This is a genomic window from Sphingomonas sp. GW821-FHT09E03, assembly GCF_059416225.1.
This window is the reverse complement of sequence record NZ_JBWKOS010000004.1, coordinates 88,778-109,198: the sequence shown is the minus strand read 5'-3', so window position 1 is coordinate 109,198 and position 20,421 is coordinate 88,778. Positions and strand designations below refer to the sequence as shown.

Below are 20,421 nucleotides of genomic sequence, written 5' to 3'. Positions count from 1 at the left end.
GCGAATGGAGACAGGACAGATGATGGATCTTGGCCGAAAGGCTGTGATTGCGGCGCTGGCCGCGAGCACCCTGATGGTCGCCGGTTGCGCGACCGAGACGACGTACCGCCCCGCCACCGGGCAGGGCTTCAATCGCACCGGCTACAGCGAGCGCCAGGTCGAGCCGGGCCGCTACCTGGTGACCTTTGCCGGCAACAGCGTCACTTCGCGTGACACGGTGGAGCGCTACCTGCTGTTCCGCTCGGCCGAGCTGACGCTGCAGAGCGGCAACGATTACTTCCTGATGGCCAATCGCGACACCGATCTGCAGTCGCGCACCTACAGCACGCCGGGTCTCGGCGGGCCGTGGGGCTATGGCGGCTTCGGTGGCTATTGGGGCCCGTCGTGGCGCTATTACGGCCGTGGCTTCGGCTGGCGCAGCTGGGGACCCGGTTTTGGCGGCGGCTTCGGCGGCGGCTTTGGCCCATGGGGCGACGATTTCGATATCCGCACCATCGACCGCTACGAGGCAAGCGCAGAGATCGTGATGCGCAAGGGCCCGATTCCCAAGGACAATCTGCGCGCGTTCAACGCCCGCGCGGTGGTCGACAGCATCGGGCCGAGCGTGGTGCTGCCGAAGTAACACGGACCTTGAGGCGGCGGCACAGCGCCGCCGCCTCACACCCGGGCGGTTGCTGGATGACAGACAAAAAAAGGGGCCGGATCGCAGCGCGCGATCCGGCCCCTTTTTTGCTGCCTCGGCTCAGGCCGTCACCGCGCCATGGCAGTGCTTGTACTTGCGCCCCGAGCCGCACGGGCATGGCGCGTTGCGATTGACCCGGCCTTCCCAATGCTCGGGATTGTCGCCGAGGTCTGGTTCCTCGGGGCGGATGATCTGCATCGGCGGCAGCTGGGTGGTGATGCGGCCCATGGTGCCGGCATCGATGTCCGCCGAATCGTCGTCGCCGGTGAACGGGTCGAAATGGGTGGTGATGAAGTCCGGCAGCTCGGGCAGTTCGGGCGCCGCCTGCATCGAGAATTGCGCATGCGCTATGGTCTTGGTGACGTCGATCCGGATCGAATCGAGCATGCGCTGAAACAGCGAGAACGCCTCCTGCTTATACTCGTTGATCGGCGTCTTCTGCGCATAGGCGCGCAGATGGACGACCTGGCGCAGCGCATCGAGCGTGGCGAGATGCTCCTTCCAGTGGTGGTCGAGGTTCTGGAGCAGGATCGACTTCTCCACCTGCGTCCAGGTCTCGGGCTCGAGCTCGGCGGACTTGGTGGCGATCAGCGCGTCGGCCTGCTCGCGGACCCGCTCCTCGACCACCTCGGGATCGATCGACTCCTCGGTGAGCCAGTCGTCGACCGGCAGCTCGAGGCCGAGCACCTCGGTGAGCTGCTCCTTCATTGCCGCGACATCCCATTGCTCGGGGTAGGAGTTGGGCGGGCAGGCCTCGCCGACGATGACGTTGACTGTCTCGGCACGCATGTCGCTGACCACGTCGCCGACCGCATCGGCATCCATGATGTCAGCGCGCTGCTCGTAGATCACCTTGCGCTGGTCGTTCATCACATCATCATATTCGACGACCTGCTTGCGGATGTCGTAGTTGCGCGCCTCCACCTTGCGCTGCGCGGTCTCGATCGCCTTGCTGAGCCACTTGGAGCCGATCGCCTCGCCATCCTCGATGTTGTTGCGCATCATCTTGGCGAACAGCGTGTCCGGCCCGAAGATGCGCAGCAGATCGTCGTCGAGGCTGAGGTAGAAGCGCGACAGGCCGGGATCGCCCTGGCGACCCGAACGGCCGCGCAGCTGGTTGTCGATGCGGCGGCTCTCGTGGCGCTCGGTGCCGAGCACGAACAGCCCGCCGGCGGCGAGCACTTCCTGCTTCTCGACCTCGATCTCGTCACGGATCAGCGCGGCCTTTTCCTCATAGTCCGGCGTGCCCTCGACCAGCTCGGGATGCTCGTCGAGCATGCGGAACTCGAGGTTACCGCCGAGCTTGATGTCGGTGCCGCGGCCGGCCATGTTGGTCGCGATCGTCACCGCCGACTTGCGACCGGCCTGCGCGACGATGTGCGCCTCCATCTCGTGGAACTTGGCGTTGAGCACCTTGTGGTCGACGCCCTCCTGCTGGAGGAACTCCGAGAGCAGCTCCGACTTTTCGATCGACACGGTGCCGACCAGCACCGGCTGTCCCTGCTCGGCATGGGTGCGGATGCGCTTGGCGATGGCGCGGAACTTGTCCTGCGTGTCCTTGTAGAACTCGTCCTCCTCGTCGACCCGCTTGACGGTGACGTTGGTCGGGATGGTGACGACGTTCATCTTGTAGATGTCGAAGAATTCCGCGGCCTCGGTGGCGGCGGTGCCGGTCATCCCCGACAGCTTGGGGTACATGCGGAAATAGTTCTGGAAGGTGATCGAGGCCATGGTCTGGTTCTCGGGCTCGATCGTCACCCCCTCCTTGGCCTCGACCGCCTGGTGCAGGCCGTCCGACCAGCGACGCCCGTCCATCATCCGGCCGGTGAACTCGTCGATGATGACGACCTTGCCGTCCTTGACGATGTAATCGGTGTTACGCTTGAACATCATGTTGGCGCGCAGCGCCTGGTTGAGGTGGTGGACCACCTGGGTGTTCTCGAAATCGTAGAGATTGGCACCCTGCAGCAGCCCGGCCGCCTCGAGCAGCCGCTCGGCGCGCTCGGTGCCGTCCTCGGTGAGGATGATCGACTTCTGCTTCTCGTCCTTCTCGTAATCCTCGTCGGCGAGCTGCTTCACGATCGCGTCAACCCCGAGATAGAGGTCCGACTTGTCGTCGGTCGGCCCCGAGATGATCAGCGGCGTGCGCGCCTCGTCGATGAGCACCGAATCGACCTCGTCGACGATCGCCATGGCGAAGGCGCGCTGGACCATCGAAGCGCGCTCATACTTCATGTTGTCGCGCAGATAGTCGAAGCCGAACTCGTTGTTGGTGCCGTAGGTGATGTCCGCGGCATAGGCTGCACGGCGCTGCTCGTCGGTGAGGTTGGGGATGATCACGCCAACGGTGAGGCCGAGGAAGCGGTAGATCTGGCCCATCCACTCGGCGTCGCGCGCGGCGAGATAGTCGTTGACGGTGATGACGTGGACGCCGTCGCCCGGCAGCGCATTGAGATAGGTGGCGAGCGTCGCCACCAGCGTCTTGCCCTCGCCGGTGCGCATCTCGGCGATCTCGCCGCGGTGGAGGACGATGCCGCCAATCATCTGCACGTCGAAGTGGCGCATCCCGAGCACGCGCACGCCGGCCTCGCGCACCGTGGCAAACGCCTCGGGAAGGAGATCGTCGATCTTGGTGCCGTTCGCCAGCCGCTCGCGGAACACCGCGGTCTGGTTGGCGAGCTGCTCGTTACTCATCGCCTGGAGCGCCGGCTCGAAGCCCTGGATCTTGGCGAGAATCGGATTGAGGGACTTGACGTAGCGGTCGTTGGACGAACCGAACAGCGATTTGGCAAAGCCGCCGAGCATGGGCATGTTCCTGAAAATGAGGCGCGCGCGCACCGTCGTTGGGCGCGCTGCTGCAAGTGATCTGAAGATGGGGTCGGCGACCGCCGACGCAACGCGGACCGCAGTCCGGAAGAAGAAGCGCCTGGCGCTAAACGCGCCGGCGGCTCGCATAAAGCGGGTGAGCGGCGACCAGCACCAGCGCCTGGGCCGCCACTGCCGACCCGGCAACGGCACCGAGCGTTGCCAGCGGCTGCACCGGCCGGCTGGCGACCTGGACCGCTTTGGCCGCCTGAACGCAAACCGCCGCGGCGCTGACCGCATGCGCCGCCGCCGGCCCGCGCGCCACCGATCCCGCCCCGGTAAGGGCGGAGAGCAACGCGGAGAGAAGCAACAGCAGGTTCAAGCAAGGTCCCCGATCGGCTTTTCAGGCCATCCTGCCGCTCGATAGGGGGCGCGGCAGGATAAATCCAGCATTACGCGCGCACAGTGTCACGCCAATGCCGTTGATGCGCCGCGGCCGCTTCTGTAGCGCATCCCCATGTCCACCCCCTCCCCGCTCGCGCCCGCGCGCTTCCCCGACCTGCCCTCGATCGCCGGGGTGACGCCGTATGTCGCCCGCGCGCGCTACAAGGCGTGGGATCGTTGCGACCTAACCTTCGTCGAGCTCGCCGAGGGGACCACCGTCGCCGGCGTGCTGACCCAGAGCAAATGCCCCTCGCCCGAGGTGGAATGGTGCCGCAAGGCGCTGACGCTGGGCACCGCGCGCGCGCTGGTGGTGAACGCGGGCAATGCCAATGCCTTTACCGGTGCGCGCGGCCGCGCCGCCGTGGAGGCGATCGCGGCACGCACGGCGCAGCAGCTCGGCTGCCAGCCGTCCGACGTGTTCGTCTCCTCTACCGGGGTGATCGGCGTGCCGCTGCCGATCGACAAGGCCGAAGCCGGGCTCGACGCCGCCTTTGCGGCGGCGCCGTGCAGCTGGCAGGCGGCGGCCGAGACGATCGGCACCACCGATACCTATGCCAAGGGCGCGGTAACGACGGCAGTGGTCGACGGCCGCACCGTGACGCTGGTCGGGATCATCAAAGGTTCGGGGATGATTGCACCCGACATGGCGACGATGCTCGGCTATGTGTTCACCGACGCCGCGGTCGAGCCCGGCTTCCTGCAGGGCGCGCTGGCGGCGGCTAATGCGACGACCTTCTCGTGCATCACGGTTGATGGCGATACATCGACCAGCGACACGGTGCTGGCTTTTGCGACCGGCGCTGCTGGCAATGCACCGATCGCCGGCAGCGACAGCCCGGGCGCCGATGCCTTTGCTGCGGCGCTTGCCGATCTGTGCCACCAGCTGGCGCTGTTGGTGGTGCGCGACGGCGAGGGCGCGACCAAGCTGATCGAGATCGCCGTGACGGGCGCGGAAAGCGATCGCAGCGCGCACAGGATCGCGATGAGCATCGCCAATTCGCCGCTGGTAAAGACCGCGATTGCCGGCGAGGACGCAAATTGGGGCCGGGTGGTGATGGCAGTGGGCAAGGCTGGCGAGCCCGCCGAGCGCGACCAGCTCTCGATCCGCTTCGGCATCACCGAGGTGGCGCGCGAGGGGCTGGTGGTCGAGGGTTATGACGAGGCGCCGGTGACCGCACACCTCAAGGGCCATGAGGTGGAGATCGGCGTCGATCTCGGCCTCGGCGATGGACAGGCCACGGTGTGGACCTGCGACCTGACCCACGGCTATATCTCGATCAATGCGGACTATCGCAGCTGATGGCCCATCGTCACCATGCGGCGGTCGTGGCGCTGATGCGCCAGGTGGCGGACGAGGTCGTGCTGCCGTCGTTCCGCAACCTCGCTGCGAGCGACATCGAAGAGAAGGCGCCGGACGATCTGGTCACCGTCGCCGATCGCGAGAGCGAGCAACGGCTGACCGCGGGGCTGATCGGGATCGATCCCGACACGCGCGTGATCGGCGAGGAGGCGACCGCGGCAGACCCGACGCTGCTTGATGGTATCACCCGCGGGCGGGTGTGGATCGTCGATCCGATCGACGGCACCAACAATTATGCGCACGGCCGCACGCCGTTCGGGATCATGATCGCACTGGTCGAGGAGGGCATCACCCAGGCCGGGTGGATCCTCGACCCGGTGACCGGCCGGCTGTGCCATGCGACGCTCGGCGACGGTGCGTTCATCGACGGCAAACGGGTGAACGCCCGGCCGAGCGGCGCACCGCTGCCGATCGCGGCGCTGGCGACCTATTTCATGAGCGACGACGCGATCGCGGCGATGGAGCGGCGGTGCGAAGGGCGGCTAGCGTGCGCGCCCAACCCGCGCTGCGCCGCCGAGCAATATCCACGCGTGGTGCTCGGGCAGAATGACATCGTGCTGTTCCAGCGCACCCTGCCGTGGGATCATGCTGCCGGCGCCTTGTTCGTCCATGAGGCGGGCGGCGTGGTCAAGCGGCCGGACGGCGAGCCTTATGTGGTCGGCGACCTGCGGCGGGGCATGATCGCGGCGGCCTCGCCAGCCTTGTGGAACGAGGCTGTGGCGATCCTGTTTGGCTGAGCGTGGAGCCAATACGTCATCCTAGCGAAAGCTGGGATCTTGCGCGTGGTGCATGGAAGGAGCCGCTTGAGACCCCAGCTTTCGCTGGGGTGACGGTGCTCTATAATTCGCCCGGTCAGCGGCTGAACCGCGCCGCCAGCTCGACATGGGTCGACCAGCGGAACTGGCCGACCGGCTGGACCCAGTCGAGCCGCCAGCCGCCGTCGACCAGCATCTTGGCATCGCGGGCGAAGCTGCTCGGGTTGCACGAAACATAGCCGATGATCGGCGACTGGGTCTTGGCCAGCGCCTCGACCTGGTCGCGCGCGCCCGCGCGTGGCGGATCGATCACCACCGCGCCGAACCGGTCTAGCTCGCCGACCGTCAGCGGCCGGCGATAGAGATCGCGATGCTCGGTGAACACCGGCTTCTGGGCGAGCGCGGCGGCGGCTTTCAGCGACAGGATCGCGTCGCGCGCGCCCTCGGCGGCGTAGACGCGGGTCGGCAGCGCCAGCGCGAAGGTGCCGAGGCCGGCAAACAGATCGGCGACGGTCGCCGCACCGGCGGTCGCCTCCCGCATCGACGCCACCAGAGCCGCCTCGCCCTCCGCGGTGGCCTGGAGGAAGGCTGCATGCGGCAGCGCGACGGGCACGCCGCCCAGCGTGATGGTCGCGCCCTGCGGCTCCCAGCGCGTCTCGGAGCCCAGACCGTCGTCGATCGCAAACCGGGCTACACCGTGCCGCTTGCAAAAGGCGGTGATCGCCTCGGCGGCCTCGAGCCCGTCCGCCTTGAGGCCGTTGACGAGCACGTCGGCGCCCTGATCGGCGAGGGTCAGGTGGATGTCGGCGCGACGACGGAAGCCAAGCCGCTGAAGCAGCGCGCGCAGCGGCGCGACCAGTGCGAACAGCTCGGGGCTGAGGATATGGCATTCGACGATGTCGACGATGGCGTGGCTCTGCGCTTCGGAGAAGCCGAGCAGGATGCGGCCGCCCTTGGCTTCGGCGTGAAGCGTCGCGCGGCGGCGGGTGCGCGGCGGCGACACCAGCGGTGAACGCAGCGGCGCCGCCAGCCCCTGGGCGTCGAGTGCAGACGCGATGCGATCAGTGACGAAGGCGGCGTAGCTCTCGTCGTCGAGATGCTGGAGCTGGCAGCCGCCGCAGGTGGGGAAGTGGCGGCATGGCGGCAGCTGGTGGTGCGGGCCGGGGATGACCGCGCCCTCCTCGGTCAGGGTGTCGCCCGGTGCCGAAAAAGCGGCGTGGCGGCCATCGGCGGTGATGCCGTCGCCCCGCGCGGCGACACGAATGATCGTGCTCACAGCGACGCGCGGGCGGGCGTCAGCGCCTCGACCAGATCGTCGGCGAGGAAGGCGGCGCCGCTGCGCCGCGCGGCCTCGGCATGGAGCCACACCGCCGCCTCTGCCGCGGCGAAGGGATCGCCGCCGACGGCGAGCATCGCACCGGTGGTGCCGGCGAGGACGTCGCCGCTGCCGGCGGTGGAGAGCCAGTCATTGGCGTCGCCGGCAACGGTGACGCGGCCGTCGGGTGCGGCGATCACGGTGTCGGCGCCCTTGTGGATGACGACGGCGTTGGCGGCCTTGGCGGCAGCGCGGGTGGCGGTGATCTTGTCGGTGGTCGGCGTGCCGAACAATGCGGCGAACTCGCCACCATGGGGGGTAAGGATCATCGCGGCGCTGTGGCCGCTCATCCGCGCGATGTCCACGATGTGCAGCGCGTCGCCGTCGATCACCAGCGGCCTGCCGCCGGCGATGGCGGCATCGACGCGGCGGGCAGCCTCGTCGTCGCGGCCGAGACCGGGGCCGATCACGACGGCGCCGATCTTGTCGTTGGCGAGCGCGTCGGCGTTGAACGCCTTGCGCACAATCGCATGCGGCGCGCCGGGTGTGTCGGTGAGCAGCAGCGCATAGCCCGCGCCGGCCCGCAGCGACGCGATTGCCGCCATCTCGCCGGCGCCGGCCATGCTGCCCGGCACCACCGCGACCATGCCGCGGCTGTATTTGTGCGAGTCCGGCCCCGGCTGTTCCAGCGATGGCGGGGCGATGACCTTGGCTGCCGCTTTCGCCGAGACGCCGATGTCGAGCAGGCGGATCGCGCCGGCATACCGCGCGGCGGGCTGGAGCAGGTGAGCGGGCTTCGCCGCGCCGAGCGCCAGCGTAACGTGGCAGCTGGGAGGTTCGCCGAGCAGCGCACCATCGTCGGTCGCCACGCCGCTCGGCAGGTCGACCGCGATCACCAGCTTTGCGGCGGCGGCGAGACGGCGGAGGTCGGCGGCGAGCGCGTCATCAAGCGGGCGGGCAAGGCCGGTGCCGAACAGCGCGTCGACCAGCACCGGAGCGGGTGCGGCGTCGGCGATGGCCTCGACGGGACCGGTCCAGCCGGCGCGCGCCTGCTCCGCCGCAGCGCTGCGGGGCGGCGCCGCTGCGGCGACGCGCACGGCGACGCCGGCTGCGGCCAAGCGGGTCGCGGCAACATAGCCATCGCCACCGTTGTTGCCCGGGCCGCACAGCATCAGCACCTCGGCGCCGGCGGCAAGGCGGCGAACGGCGTCGGCGATCGCCGCGCCGGCGCGGGCCATCAGCGCGTCGACGGCGATGCCGCTCGCGGCCTCGGCGGCGCGCATCTCGGCCGCGGTGAGGATCGGCTGGCCGGCGAGCAGGATCATCGCTTGACCGTCGCCGGCAGCTGGTAGCGATCGGCGCCGATCGCGACGTCGATGCCGTCGGCGCCGCGGACGGTGACCGTGGCGGGCTCGGCGCCATCGGCGGCGACGACGCCGCGGCCGTCGCGGGTGACGAGCAGGCGATGGAAGCCGCCGTCCTCGGCGCGCAGGGTAAGGACCAGGCCGCGGCTGGTCTGCGTCTGGTCGATCGTGCAGAGGCGCGCGAGCGGCGCCGCGCCACGGGCGCAGAGGATGCGGGCGTCATCCTCTGCGGGGTGGCGCTGGTCCGTCGTGCGCTGCGCCAGTGCCTGGCTGTTGCCGGTCTGCTGCGGCGCGCCGGAGCAGGCGGCGAGCACCAGCCCCGGCATCAGGAGGGCGACGGTGCGCCGGTCAGATATCCGCGTAGACATGGGTTTCGGCGCGCGCTCCCGGGTGAGTGACGGCACCCTTATAAGCGGGGCCGACATTCTGCGCATAGCGCCACAAGGCGCCCGAGCCATAATCGTTCACCCGCGCCGTCCACGCCGCCTTGCGTGCGGCGACGACATCGTCGGCGACGACGAGATCGATGGTCCCAGCCTCGGCATCGATGCGGATGGTGTCGCCATCCTCGATCAGCGCGATCGGACCGCCCTCGGCGGCCTCGGGGCCGACATGGCCGATGCAGAAACCGCGGGTGCCGCCCGAGAAGCGTCCATCGGTGATCAGCGCGACGCTCTCGCCCATGCCAAGGCCATAGAGCGCCGCGGTGGTGGACAGCATCTCGCGCATGCCCGGTCCGCCCTTCGGCCCTTCGTAGCGGATCACCAGCACCTCGCCCTCGCGGATCGAGCGCGCCTCAACGGCCGCAAAGGCATCTTCCTCGCAGTCGAAGCAGCGCGCCGGCCCCTCGAACTGCAGGCGGTGCATGCCGGCGACCTTCACGATCGCGCCATCGGGGGCGAGGCTGCCACGCAGGCCAACGACGCCGCCGGTCGGCGACAATGGGGTGGCGACGTCGTAGATCACCTTCTGGTCGGGATTCCAGGTAACCTGGTCGATGTTCTCGCCGAGCGTCTTGCCGGTCACGGTCAGGCAGTCGCCGTCGAGCAACCCGCCTGCGAGCATGGTCTTCATCAGCATGTAGACCCCGCCGGCCTCATACATGTCCTTGGCGACATAGCGGCCGCCGGGCTTGAGATCGGCGATATAGGGCGTCGACTTGAACGCCTCGGCGACGTCGAACAGATCGAAGTCGATCCCCGCCTCATTGGCCATCGCCGGCAGATGCAGCGCGGCGTTGGTCGAGCCGCCGGTGGCGGCGACGACGCGGGCGGCGTTGATGAAGGCGGCGCGGGTGCAGATGTCGCGCGGGCGCAAATTGCGGGCGATAACGTCCATCACCTGCGCGCCGGCGGCAACCGCGATCTGCTCGCGGGTGGTATAGGGTGCGGGCACCATATTGCTGTTGGGCAGCGACAAGCCGATCGCCTCGCCGACGCAGGCCATGGTGTTGGCGGTGAACTGGCCACCGCAGGCGCCGTGACCGGGACAGGCGACCTTCTCGAGTTCATGCACTTCCGACAGCGGGCAGGCCCCGGCGGCGTATTTGCCGACCACCTCGAACACGTCGACGACGGTGACGTCGCGGTTCTGGAAGCGGCCGGGCAGGATCGAGCCACCATAGACGAAGATCGAGGGCACGTTGAGGCGGAGCATCGCCATCATCATGCCAGGCAGCGACTTGTCGCAGCCGGCGAAGCCGACCAGCGCGTCATAGCAATGGCCACGGACCGAGAGTTCAACCGAATCGGCGATCACCTCGCGGCTGACCAGCGATGCCTTCATGCCCTGGTGGCCCATGGCGATGCCGTCGGTGACGGTGATGGTGTTGAACCGGCGCGGCAGGCCGCCGCCGGCGATCACGCCGGCCTGAGCGGCATCGGCCTGGGCATCGAGCGTGGTGTTGCACGGCGCCGAATTGTTGCCGGCCGAGGCGAGCGCGACGAAGGGCTTCTGGATGTCCTCCTCGGCAATGCCCATGGCATAATAATAGGATCGGTGCGGGGCACGCTCTGGCCCCACCGAGACATGGCGGCTCGGCAGGCGGGACTTGTCAAACTGGGTCATGGCGACAGGCTATTGCGTTGGGGAGGCTTGAGACGCAAGTCTGTTGCGGCGAATTTGTGGCCCAGCTTGTACACCACGACCGACCACCCGCCGTCATTCCGGCAAACGCCGGGATCTTTGGCGATGATCTCTGGGATGACACCGCGGGAGACCCCAGCTTTCGCCGGGGTGACGGATTACAGCAAGCTATCGAGCGCCTTGGCGACGCCGTCCATGGTGAACGGCTTCTGGAGTACCGGGCGGCCACGGAACTGTGCGTCAACGCTGTCGTCGCTGCCGCCGGTCGCGAACACGAAGGGAATGTCGCGCGACGCCAGCGCCTCGGCGATCGGCGTGCTCTTCTCGCCGCCGCGCAGATTGACGTCGAGGATCGCGGCATCAATCCCGCCCTGCTCGATCCGCTCGAGCGCGGCTGCGACCGTGTCGACGGTGCCGACCGCCTGCTTGTCCAGCACCTCGAGGAAATCCTCCAGCATCATCGCGATCAGGGGTTCGTCTTCGACGATGAGGATACGGGTTGGCAAAGGCATAGCGGCGCCCTTATCCACGAAATATGTCCAGTGCCAACACCTTGTTGGTTAACGTGTGGTTACCTTTTGTTCACGGCAGGGTTCAGCGGCCGGCCAGCACATCGCGGGCGGCCTCGGCGAGCTGCTGGACCGAGAAGGGCTTGGGCAGAAAGGCGACATTGTCGAGGTCGATCGACTTGCGCAATTGCTCCTCGGCATAGCCAGACATGAAGATGATCGGCAGATCGGGGTAACGCTCGCGCGCGGCGCGGACCATGGTCGGCCCGTCCATGATTGGCATCACCACGTCGCTGATCAGCAGATCCGGCCGGCCCTGGGCCTCGAGGCAGGCAAGCGCGGCGTCGCCATTCTCGGCGGTGAGCACGGTATAGCCCTGACGCGTCAGCGCGCGCTCGGCGACGGCGCGGACCATGTCCTCGTCCTCAACGAGCAGGATGGTGCCGGTGCCCCACATCTCCACCGGCTTGGCCGCGGCCCGCGGTGGCGCCACCCGCGGCGCCATGCCGGCGGCATGGACCGGCAGGTACATGCTGAAGGTCGCCCCCTGCCCCGGCTCCGAATCCGCGAAGATCCAGCCGCCCGACTGCTTGACGATACCGTAGACGGTCGAGAGGCCAAGCCCCGTGCCCTTGCCGACCTCCTTGGTGGTGAAGAAGGGCTCGAAGATCTTGGGCAGGATCTCGGGCGGGATGCCGCCGCCGGTGTCGGAGACGATCAGCGCCGTATAATCGGCGACCGGCAGGATGTCGGAGGCCATGGCGCGAACCTCGGCGGCGGTGACGCCCTTGGTCTGGATGGTCAGCGTGCCGCCACCCTGCGGGTTGTGCGCGACCATCGCGTCGCGGGCGTTGACCGCGAGATTGACGACGACCTGCTCGAGCTGCCCCGGATCGGCGCGCACCGCGCCGAGGCCGCGGCCGTGGTGGACGTCGAGCCGCACCGTCTCGCCCATCAGCCGGCGGAGCAGGCTCGACACCTCGGCGACGACGTCGGGCAGCTGCAGGATCTGCGGGTGGAGCGTCTGCTGGCGGGAGAAGGCGAGCAACTGGCGGGTGAGGCTCGCCGCGCGATTAGAGTTGGTGCGGATCTGCTGGATGTCGTCATAATCGCTGTCGCCGGGCGAATGGCGCATCATCATCAGGTCGCAATGGCCGATGATCGCGGTGAGGATGTTGTTGAAATCGTGCGCGACGCCGCCGGCAAGCTGGCCGACCGCCTGCATCTTGGTGGCCTGCGCCACTTCGCGCTTCAGCCGCGATTCCTCCGAATTGTCCTTGAGGCTGAGCAGCACCGAGGCATCGCCGAGGCCGCGGGCGCCGGCGATGGTCAGCACCACCGGCTCCTCCGGATGGCCCTTGAGGCGGACGGCCATGTCGCTGGAATGGGTCGCGCCACCGGCGAAGCGGCGGATCGCATCGGCGACCGCGCCCTTGTCCTCGCGCACCACCAGATCGCCCGGGTAGAGCGGCGGACTATGGGCATCGACCCCGGCGGCGCGGACGAACGAATCGTTCATCTGCAGGAAGCGGCCCTCGCGATCGACCAGCGCCATGCCAAACGGCATCAGGCTGACGAGGCTGCGGACGTGGGCCGAGGCGCTGGCGCCGATCGCCGGCGCGGTATCCTCGTCGTCGAGCAGGATGACGAGCACGGGCGCGTCGTCGCCATCGAGGAACGGTATCTGCAGCACGCGCAGCGGTGTGCCGTCGAGCCCCTCGCGCTCGAAACGGACCAGCGCGCGGCTGTCGGTGATCAGCAGCCGCGCGAAATCGCGGCCCTCGATCGCGCCCTGGCCACCATGCGCGCGCATCGCCAGCACGCGGTTGGCGGCGCGGATCCGGCCGTCGGCCCCGATCAGCGCCGCCATCACCCCGGCACCGCCGAGCCGGTCGCCGGCAGGGCCCACGATCAATTGTTCGGTGCTGGCGGCGAGATCTTCCTCGTGGAGCACGGTGAAGCGCCAGACGAGCATGTCCGCCTCGTCTCCCGCGCGCACGACATGGACCGACAGCTTGACGCCGCTGGTGGACAGGTGGCGCAACTGCGCCTCGCCGTCGCGCCACGCGGTGCGGCCGGCGATCGCGAGCGAGGCAGGCCCCTCGCCATCGAGCGGCAGGCCAGGCGGGGTGGCGAAGCTGCCGAACAGGATCTCATAGGGATCGTTGGCGCAAACCAGCCGGCCGGCGCGATCGGTGATCGCCACGGCGTCGCCACTCGCCTGGACGATCGCCCGGGTGAAATCCCAGTCGACGCCGCCGGGCTGGTTGACCGAAGCGGGCGCGAGCATGCGCCATACGATTGCCGCGCCAATGACGATCATCCCAGTCGCGAGAAAACCCGCGGCAAACGCGGCACTGCCGGCAAGGAGGAACACGAGCAACGCAGCCGCCAGCGTCGCGCCGGCCGCAACCAGCGCGGCGGCGGGCCGGGGCGCTAAAGCGCGGGACACCGGGAGCGAAGCCATGCCAATCGTCTTCGGATCAGCGAGGCGGTGGCGTCAAGCTATTGTGCGTGGAGGGGTGTTGGCCACGGGGTGATCGGGGGTGAGGAGAGCGCCGTGCCATAGGCATCTTCGACGCGTTAGAAGCGAACGCAGCGGGAAGCGAGCGGTTGGCGTCCGGAAGCTCGTTGCTCCATTGTCATCCGAGCGACGGCTGGAATCTTTTTGCGGCTCCTGTCCGGCGCTCTTCCAAGAGATCCCAGCTTGCGCTGGGATGACGGAGTGAGGAGCGGCCCTCGGGCCTTGTAAGCTCAAGCGGCACCGCACGATGGGTCGGCTGCGCTCGACCTGTACCAAAGCAACGCTGCCCCTCCCGCCCTGCGGCGGAAGGGGCGCTGCCATCACCAGATCCGCACGCGCTGGTCGGGCGCGAGCACGATCTTGCCGCCGGGCTTTGGCTTGTAGGCGGCATACCAGGGATCGAGGTTGCGCACGACCCAGGCGCGCTGCTCGGAGGGCGAGTGCGGATCGGTCAGCAGGCGCTGGCGCAGGTTCGCCTCGCGGTAGCTGCGCCGCCAGACCTGCGCCCAGCCGAGATAGAAGCGCTGGTCGCCCGAGAAGCCGTCGATCACCGGCGCGGTCTTGCCGCCGAGCGCCTTGTGATAGGCGTCATAGGCGACCGTCAGCCCGGCGAGATCGGCGGTGTTCTCGCCCAGCGTCAGGCCGCCGTTGACGTGCATGCCGGGGAGCGGCTGATAGGTGTTGTACTCCGCCACCAGCTGGTCGGTGCGCTTGGTGAAGGCGGCGACGTCGGCGGGGGTCCACCAGTCGGTGAGCTTGCCGCTGGCATCATATTTACGACCCTGATCGTCGAAATGATGCGACAGCTCGTGGCCGATCACCGCGCCGATGCCGCCATAGTTGATCGCCGGATCCGCCTTGGGATCGAAGAACGGCGGCTGCAGGATCGCGGCCGGGAACACGATTTCGACCATGCCAGGGTTGGCATAGGCGTTGATCGTCATCGGGGTCATGCCCCATTCCCAGCGCTGCAGCGGCTTGCCGAGATGGCCGACGTTGTAATCGTGGCTCCACTGGTTGGCGCGCAGGTTGTTGCCGAATGCGTCGCCTGCGGTGACGGTGAGGTTGGAATAATCCTTCCACTGGCTCGGATAGCCGATCTTGGGGGTGAACGCCGCGAGCTTGGCATGCGCCTTGACCTTGGTTTCGGCGCTCATCCAGTCAAGGTGATCGATCCGCTCACCCATCGCGGCGATGATGTTCTTGACCAGCGCATCGGCGGCCGCCTTGGTCTCGGGCGGGAAGTATTTGGCGACGTAAAGCTTGCTGACCTCGTCGTCGATGCTGTTCACGGTGTAATCCACCGCACGCTTCCAGCGCACTTCCTGCTCGGGCGTGCCCGACAGGATGGTGCCGTTGAAGGCGAAGCTCTCCTCGTCGAAGGCGTGGGGCAGCACGTCGGCGAAGCCGTCCAGCGAGCGCAGCAGCAGCTGGTCCTGGAGCACGCCGATCGGCGCCGCAGCGACCACCTTGGCGATGCCGGCGACGGCGCTCGGCTGCGCGACGATCAGGCTGTCGACCGCGGTGCCATTGGCCTTGAACAGCGCGGCGAAGTCGAACCCCGGCGCGCTGCGGACAAGATCGGCGACGCTCATCTTGTTGTAGGTCTTGTCGGCGTCGCGGCTCTCGGTGCGGGTCCAGCTCGCCTGGGCGATCTGCGTCTCGAACTCGACGATCGCCTTGGCCCGGGCGTCCGCATTGGGCTCGCCGGCGAGGGTGAACATCTTGGCGATATGCGCCTGGTAGGCGGTCTTGGCCTGGGCGAGCTTGGCGTCGGCACTGAGGTAATAATCGCGATCGGGCAGGCCCAACCCGCTCTGGTAGAGGCTTAGCGCATACACCTCGGGCTGCTTGTCGTCTTGGCCGACGCCGAGGCCGAACGGCCCGCCGACGCCGTTGCGCTGCGCCTTGCCGAGCAAGGTGGCGTAACTGGCCTTGGTCGACGCCTTGATCTCGGCGAGCCACGGCTTGATCGGGGCGAGGCCTTTGGCGTCGATCGTCGCAGTATCGAGATAGGTCGCATAGGCGCGGCCGATCTTCGACGCAGGGTCGGCCTTGGCCTGCTCGAGGATGCCGCGGGTCTGTTCGCGGGCGCGATCATCGAGAATGTTGAACGAGCCATAGTTGGACTTGTCGGCGGGGATCGGCGTGCTCTTGGCCCACTGGCCGTTGGCGAAGCCGTAGAAATCGTCGCCCGGTGCGATGCTCTTGTCCATGCCGGCCTCGTCGAAGCCGAAGGTGCCATATTCGGGCCTGGTGGCAGTCTGGGCGTGAACGATGCCGGCGATCGCCGACGCGCCGAGCAGCCCCGCGAGAATGAACTTCTTCATGCGATACTCCGAAGGAAACAGAAAAAGGCCGCCCGGCGGAGCGATCCGCGGGCGGCCGAAGCGATTACCAGATCTTGATGCGGTCGGCGGGTGCCAGATAGTATTTCTGGCCCGGCTTGACGTTGTCGGCGGCATACCAGGCATCGAGATTGCGCACCACATAGGCCCGCCACTGGCCCGGCGTGTGTGGGTCGGTGGTGATCTGGTTGCGGATCGATTCCTCGCGCGCCTTGGTCTGCCACACCTGGCCGAAGCCGAGGAAGAACCGCTGATCGCCGGTGAAGCCTTCGATCGTGCGCGCCGGCTTGCCCTTCAGCGAGATCTTGTAGGCATCATAGGCGACGTTGATGCCGGCGAGATCGGCCATGTTCTCGCCGAGCGTCAGCTTGCCGTTGACATGACCGCCGGGGATCGGCTCGTAGGCGCCATATTGCGCGACGACCTTGTCGGTGAGCGCGGTGAAGCGCTTGACGTCCTCGGGCGTCCACCAGTCGGCGAAATTGCCGTTGGGATCGAACTTGCGGCCCTGATCGTCGAAGTGATGGCTGAGCTCATGCCCGATCACCGCGCCGATCGCGCCATAGTTCACTGCCGGATCGGCATTGGGGTCGAAGAACGGAGGCTGCAGGATCGCCGCCGGGAACACCACCTCGTTCATCAGCGGATTGGCGTAGGCATTCACCGTCTGCGGGGTCATGAACCACTCGCTGCGATCGACCGGCTTGCCGATCTTGTCGAGCTGGCGCTTGTACTCGAACTCGGCGGCCCGATCGGCGTTGCCGAGCACGTCGCCCTTGACGATCTGCAGCGTCGAATAGTCGCGCCACTTGCTGGGATAGCCGATCTTGGGCGTAAAGGCGGCGAGCTTGGCGCGCGCCTTGACCTTGGTCTCGGGTGCCATCCAGGTGAGGTTCGACAGCCGCGTGTCCATCGCCGCAATCAGGTTGCGGACCAGCTCGTCGGCCTTCGCCTTGGCCTCCGGCGGGAAGTATTTGGCGACGTAGAGCTGGCCGACCGCCTCGCCGAGGCTGCCGTTGACGAAGCCGACGCCGCGCTTCCAGCGCTCGCGCAGCTGGGGCGTGCCGTTGAGCGTGGTGCCGTAGAAGGCGAACTGGCGGTTGACGAACGCGCTCGACAGCATCGGCGCGGCATCGCTGATCTTGTGGAAGGCGAGATATTCCTTCCAGGTCGCGATCGGCGTGGCGCCGACGATCTTGGCGGTACCGGTGAGCGCCGACGGCTGGCCGACGATCACCCGCGTCTGGCTGCCGACCCCCTGCGCATCGAGCATGGTCTTCCAGTCGAAGCCCGGCATCGTGGTGGCCAGATCCGCGACCATCACCGGATTGTAGCCCTTCTCCACCTGGCGCAGCTCGGCGCGCTCCCAGTGAACCTGGGCGATCTGCTTCTCGAGATCGTAGATGCGCTGCGCCGATCCTTGCGGGTCGGGCTGGCCGGCGAGCTTCATCATGTCGGCGATGTAGGTGACGTATTTGGTTCGCGCCTCGGCGAACTTGGGATCGTCCCTGAGGTAATAGTCGCGGTCCGGCAAGCCGAGCCCGCCCTGCCCGATATAGACGGCATAGACGGTGTTGTTCTTGAGATCCTGCTGCACCGCGGCGCCGATCGGCATGTCTTCGCCATGGATGCTGGCATCGGCAAAGGCGCGGGCGAGATCGGTCTGGGTGCGGATCGCGGCGATCTTGTCGAGATAGGGCTTGAGCGGGGCAGCGCCCCTCGCCTCGATCGCAGGCGCATCCATGAACGAGGAATAAGCGGTGCCGATCTTGTCGGCGACGCTGCCCGGCGTGCCGCCGCTCGCCGCCGCCGTCTCGATCACCTCGCGCGTGCGTGCGCTCGACAGCTCGGCGAGCACCGCGAAGCCGCCCCAGCTCGACCGGTCAGCCGGGATCTGGGTACGCGCCATCCAGGCGCCGTTGACGTAATTGTAGAAATCATCGCCCGGCGCGATCTTGCGATCCATTGCGGTGAGATCGACGCCAAAGTCGCCGAGCTGCGGCTTGCCGGCGACGGGCGCGGCGGTCGCCGGCGTCGTGGCGGACGTCTGGGCGTAAAGCGCGCCGCTTGCGGCCGTGGCGAGCAACAGCCCGACCAGGATGTGATGACGCATGGAAGTACCCCCGATTGATCGTTGAACCTTATGGGCGTGTTGTACTCGACTGATACGCCTCGTCAATTCAGTTCAACGACCAGAAATCTCGATCAGTTGTCGTTGGTATTCCGACGGTTACGCCATTTGCGCGCGATCCATAGCCGCCAGCCGAGCGCGCTCGCGGCATAGCCGACGACGGCCATCACCGCCGAGACGATCAGCAGCCCGACGGCGACCGCCGGTGCCGCATCGGACATCAGCCACTGCAGCCATCCCGACTGCGCTGCATCGCGCACCGGATCGCCAGGCACGACATGATCAAGCCTCAGCGTCAGCTTGCCGATCCAATAAGCGAATGCCCAGATGAACGGCGTCGTGAAGGGATTGGTGATGAAGGTGGTCAGCGCCGCGGTCGGCACGTTGGCGCGGAGAGGCAGCGCGAGCAGCGCCGACACCGCGATCTGCGCGACCGGAAACAGGATGCCGGTGACCATGCCGAGGGCGACGCCGCGCGGCACCGAGCGGCGGGTGAAGCGCCACAGTTCGGGCGCGAGCACGCGGTGCGCCACGGGGCGCAGCAGCCGGCTGCGTTCCATCGAATCGCGGGTTGGCAGGTTGCGGCGGCTCCAGGCGGCGAGCCGCTGCCAGGCACCCGGTGCCGGACCGGCGCCGGGAGGGGGCGCCATCAGCCGCGGTCGCGCATGATGCGCGCGGCGTCGCGCTTCCAGTCGCGTTCCTTGATCGCCTCGCGTTTGTCGTGGGTCTTCCTGCCCTTGGCCAATGCCAGCTCCACCTTGGCGCGCCCGCGCGAGTTGAAATAGACGCTGAGCGGCACCAGGGTCATGCCCTCGCGCGCCACCGCGCCGTGGAGCTTGTTTATCTCGCGCTCGTGAAGGAGCAGTTGACGCGGGCGCTTGGCCTCATGGTTGAAGCGGTTGCCGTGGCTGAATTCGGGTACGTTGGAATTGACCAGCCATATCTTGCCGTCGCGCACCTCGGCATAGCTTTCCGCGATCGAGCCCTCGCCGAAGCGCAGGCTCTTCACCTCGGTGCCGACGAGCGCGATCCCCGCCTCATAGACCGTGTCGATGCTGTACTCGAACCGGGCCTTGCGGTTCTCGGCGACGATCTTCGTTTTCTCGAAGGTAGGGGGCTTGGGGCGTGGCATGAGCCTCGCGATGTAGGGACTTGGGTGGCCGAGGGGAAGAAGGCGCGGTCGTGATCTTCGCCGCTTCCCCTGTCATTGCCGTTAAACCAGGCCGGCGTGAACCAGCGCCGCGTCGACGGCCGTCCGCGAGGCCTCGGACGGCCAGGTCATCGGCAGGCGGATGCCGGCGGGGAAGCCGGGCCGCACCCGGGTCATCGCGTATTTGACCGGGCCGGGCGAGGCATCGGTGAACAAGGCGTCGTGGAGCGGATAGAGCCGGTCCTGCAGCGCCAGCGCCGCGGCATAGTCGCCCGCCTGACACGCCGCCTGGAAGTCGGCGCAGAGCCGCGGTGCGATATTGGCGGACACCGAGATACAGCCCCTGCCCCCCATGGCGTTGAACGCCAGCGCCATGTCGTCATTGCCCGACAGCTGGACGAAGCTGTCGCCGCAGCCGGCACGATGCTGCGACACGCGGGTCATCACGCCGCTCGCGTCCTTGACCGCGACGAACACCGCGGGAAATTCGGTGACAATCCGCACCAGCGTGGCTGGCTGGATATCGGTGACGGTGCGCGCGGGCACGTTGTAGAGCACGATCGGCAGGTCGGCCGTGGTGGCCAGCGCGGCGAAGTGCCGGTAGATTCCCTCCTGGCTTGGCCGGTTGTAATAAGGCGGCACCATCAGCGCGGCATCAGCACCGACCTGTTTGGCGCGCGCGATGTTGGCGGCGGCGACCTGGGTGTCGTTGGAGCCGGCGCCGGCGATCACCGGCACGCGGCCGCGCGCCTGGTCGACGCAGACCGCCACAATGCCGAAATGTTCGTCGGCGCTGAGCGTCGCCGCCTCGCCGGTGGTGCCGCACGGCACCAGCGCCGACGAGCCTTCGGCGATCTGCCATTCGATCAGATCGCGATAAGCGGGTTCATCAAAGGCGCCATCGGCGGCGAAGGGCGTGACGAGCGCCGGGATCGATCCGGAAAACATG

At 67.7% G+C, this 20,421-nt stretch carries 16 protein-coding genes; 3 read left to right on the top strand and 13 right to left on the bottom strand.

Annotated elements, in window-relative coordinates; genetic code table 11:
* Window positions 1-19: 19 nt before the first annotated feature.
* Window positions 20-622, top strand: coding sequence for a CC0125/CC1285 family lipoprotein (locus AC07M8_RS10860; protein WP_495174361.1), 603 nt, complete (start codon window positions 20-22; stop codon window positions 620-622).
* Between the two features lie 120 nt (window positions 623-742).
* Here AC07M8_RS10860 and secA read toward each other — a convergent pair whose 3' ends face one another.
* Window positions 743-3,487 (bottom strand): preprotein translocase subunit SecA, encoded by a 2,745-nt coding sequence (gene secA, locus AC07M8_RS10855; RefSeq protein ID WP_495174360.1) that lies wholly within the window; start codon window positions 3,485-3,487, stop codon window positions 743-745.
* A 127-nt stretch (window positions 3,488-3,614) separates the two neighbouring features.
* Complete coding sequence (locus AC07M8_RS10850) at window positions 3,615-3,869, bottom strand: hypothetical protein (protein WP_495174359.1); 255 nt, start codon at window positions 3,867-3,869, stop codon at window positions 3,615-3,617.
* A 135-nt stretch (window positions 3,870-4,004) separates the two neighbouring features.
* Here AC07M8_RS10850 and argJ point away from each other — a divergent pair, with 135 nt between their 5' ends.
* Both argJ and AC07M8_RS10840 read left to right on the top strand, forming a co-directional pair.
* Entirely contained in the window at window positions 4,005-5,231 is a 1,227-nt protein-coding gene (argJ, locus tag AC07M8_RS10845) for a bifunctional glutamate N-acetyltransferase/amino-acid acetyltransferase ArgJ (RefSeq protein WP_495174358.1), read from the top strand.
* On the top strand, window positions 5,231-6,028 hold the full coding sequence (locus tag AC07M8_RS10840; protein ID WP_495174357.1) for an inositol monophosphatase family protein: 798 nt from the start codon (window positions 5,231-5,233) through the stop codon (window positions 6,026-6,028). Before argJ ends, AC07M8_RS10840 begins: the two co-directional genes overlap by 1 nt.
* Window positions 6,029-6,143: 115 nt before the next feature.
* On the opposite strand, the gene AC07M8_RS10835 is transcribed toward AC07M8_RS10840, so the two are convergent.
* The 11 genes from AC07M8_RS10835 to dapA all read right to left on the bottom strand — a co-directional run bounded on the left by AC07M8_RS10835 (window position 6,144) and on the right by dapA (window position 20,420).
* A complete protein-coding gene (locus tag AC07M8_RS10835; protein ID WP_495174356.1) occupies window positions 6,144-7,322 on the bottom strand; it encodes a class I SAM-dependent RNA methyltransferase in 1,179 nt (392 codons plus the stop codon).
* A complete protein-coding gene (locus AC07M8_RS10830) occupies window positions 7,319-8,686 on the bottom strand; it encodes an NAD(P)H-hydrate dehydratase (RefSeq protein WP_495174355.1) in 1,368 nt (455 codons plus the stop codon). Before AC07M8_RS10830 ends, AC07M8_RS10835 begins: the two co-directional genes overlap by 4 nt.
* Window positions 8,683-9,093: an invasion associated locus B family protein gene (locus AC07M8_RS10825; protein ID WP_495174354.1), complete on the bottom strand. Its 411-nt coding sequence runs from the start codon at window positions 9,091-9,093 to the stop codon at window positions 8,683-8,685. The genes AC07M8_RS10830 and AC07M8_RS10825 overlap by 4 nt, the downstream gene beginning before the upstream one ends.
* A complete protein-coding gene (ilvD, locus tag AC07M8_RS10820) occupies window positions 9,074-10,792 on the bottom strand; it encodes a dihydroxy-acid dehydratase (RefSeq protein ID WP_495174353.1) in 1,719 nt (572 codons plus the stop codon). Before ilvD ends, AC07M8_RS10825 begins: the two co-directional genes overlap by 20 nt.
* 176 nt (window positions 10,793-10,968) lie before the next feature.
* The gene (locus AC07M8_RS10815) at window positions 10,969-11,322 is read right to left on the bottom strand and encodes a response regulator (RefSeq protein WP_267392983.1); all 354 of its coding nucleotides are present in this window, start codon (window positions 11,320-11,322) and stop codon (window positions 10,969-10,971) included.
* Window positions 11,323-11,404: 82 nt separating this feature from the next.
* Window positions 11,405-13,786 carry a hybrid sensor histidine kinase/response regulator gene (locus AC07M8_RS10810; RefSeq protein WP_495174352.1) on the bottom strand — a complete coding sequence of 794 codons (2,382 nt, stop codon included), beginning with the start codon at window positions 13,784-13,786 and terminating at the stop codon, window positions 11,405-11,407.
* Between the two features lie 377 nt (window positions 13,787-14,163).
* Entirely contained in the window at window positions 14,164-16,173 is a 2,010-nt protein-coding gene (locus AC07M8_RS10805; protein WP_495174351.1) for a M13 family metallopeptidase, read from the bottom strand.
* A gap of 64 nt (window positions 16,174-16,237) precedes the next feature.
* On the bottom strand, window positions 16,238-18,304 hold the full coding sequence (locus AC07M8_RS10800; protein WP_495174350.1) for a M13 family metallopeptidase: 2,067 nt from the start codon (window positions 18,302-18,304) through the stop codon (window positions 16,238-16,240).
* Between the two features lie 92 nt (window positions 18,305-18,396).
* Window positions 18,397-18,972 carry a DUF2062 domain-containing protein gene (locus AC07M8_RS10795; protein WP_495174349.1) on the bottom strand — a complete coding sequence of 192 codons (576 nt, stop codon included), beginning with the start codon at window positions 18,970-18,972 and terminating at the stop codon, window positions 18,397-18,399.
* The gene (smpB, locus tag AC07M8_RS10790) at window positions 18,972-19,454 is read right to left on the bottom strand and encodes an SsrA-binding protein SmpB (protein WP_495174348.1); all 483 of its coding nucleotides are present in this window, start codon (window positions 19,452-19,454) and stop codon (window positions 18,972-18,974) included. Before smpB ends, AC07M8_RS10795 begins: the two co-directional genes overlap by 1 nt.
* Window positions 19,455-19,535: 81 nt before the next feature.
* Window positions 19,536-20,420: a 4-hydroxy-tetrahydrodipicolinate synthase gene (dapA, locus tag AC07M8_RS10785; protein WP_495174347.1), complete on the bottom strand. Its 885-nt coding sequence runs from the start codon at window positions 20,418-20,420 to the stop codon at window positions 19,536-19,538.
* Window position 20,421: the final 1 nt, after the last annotated feature.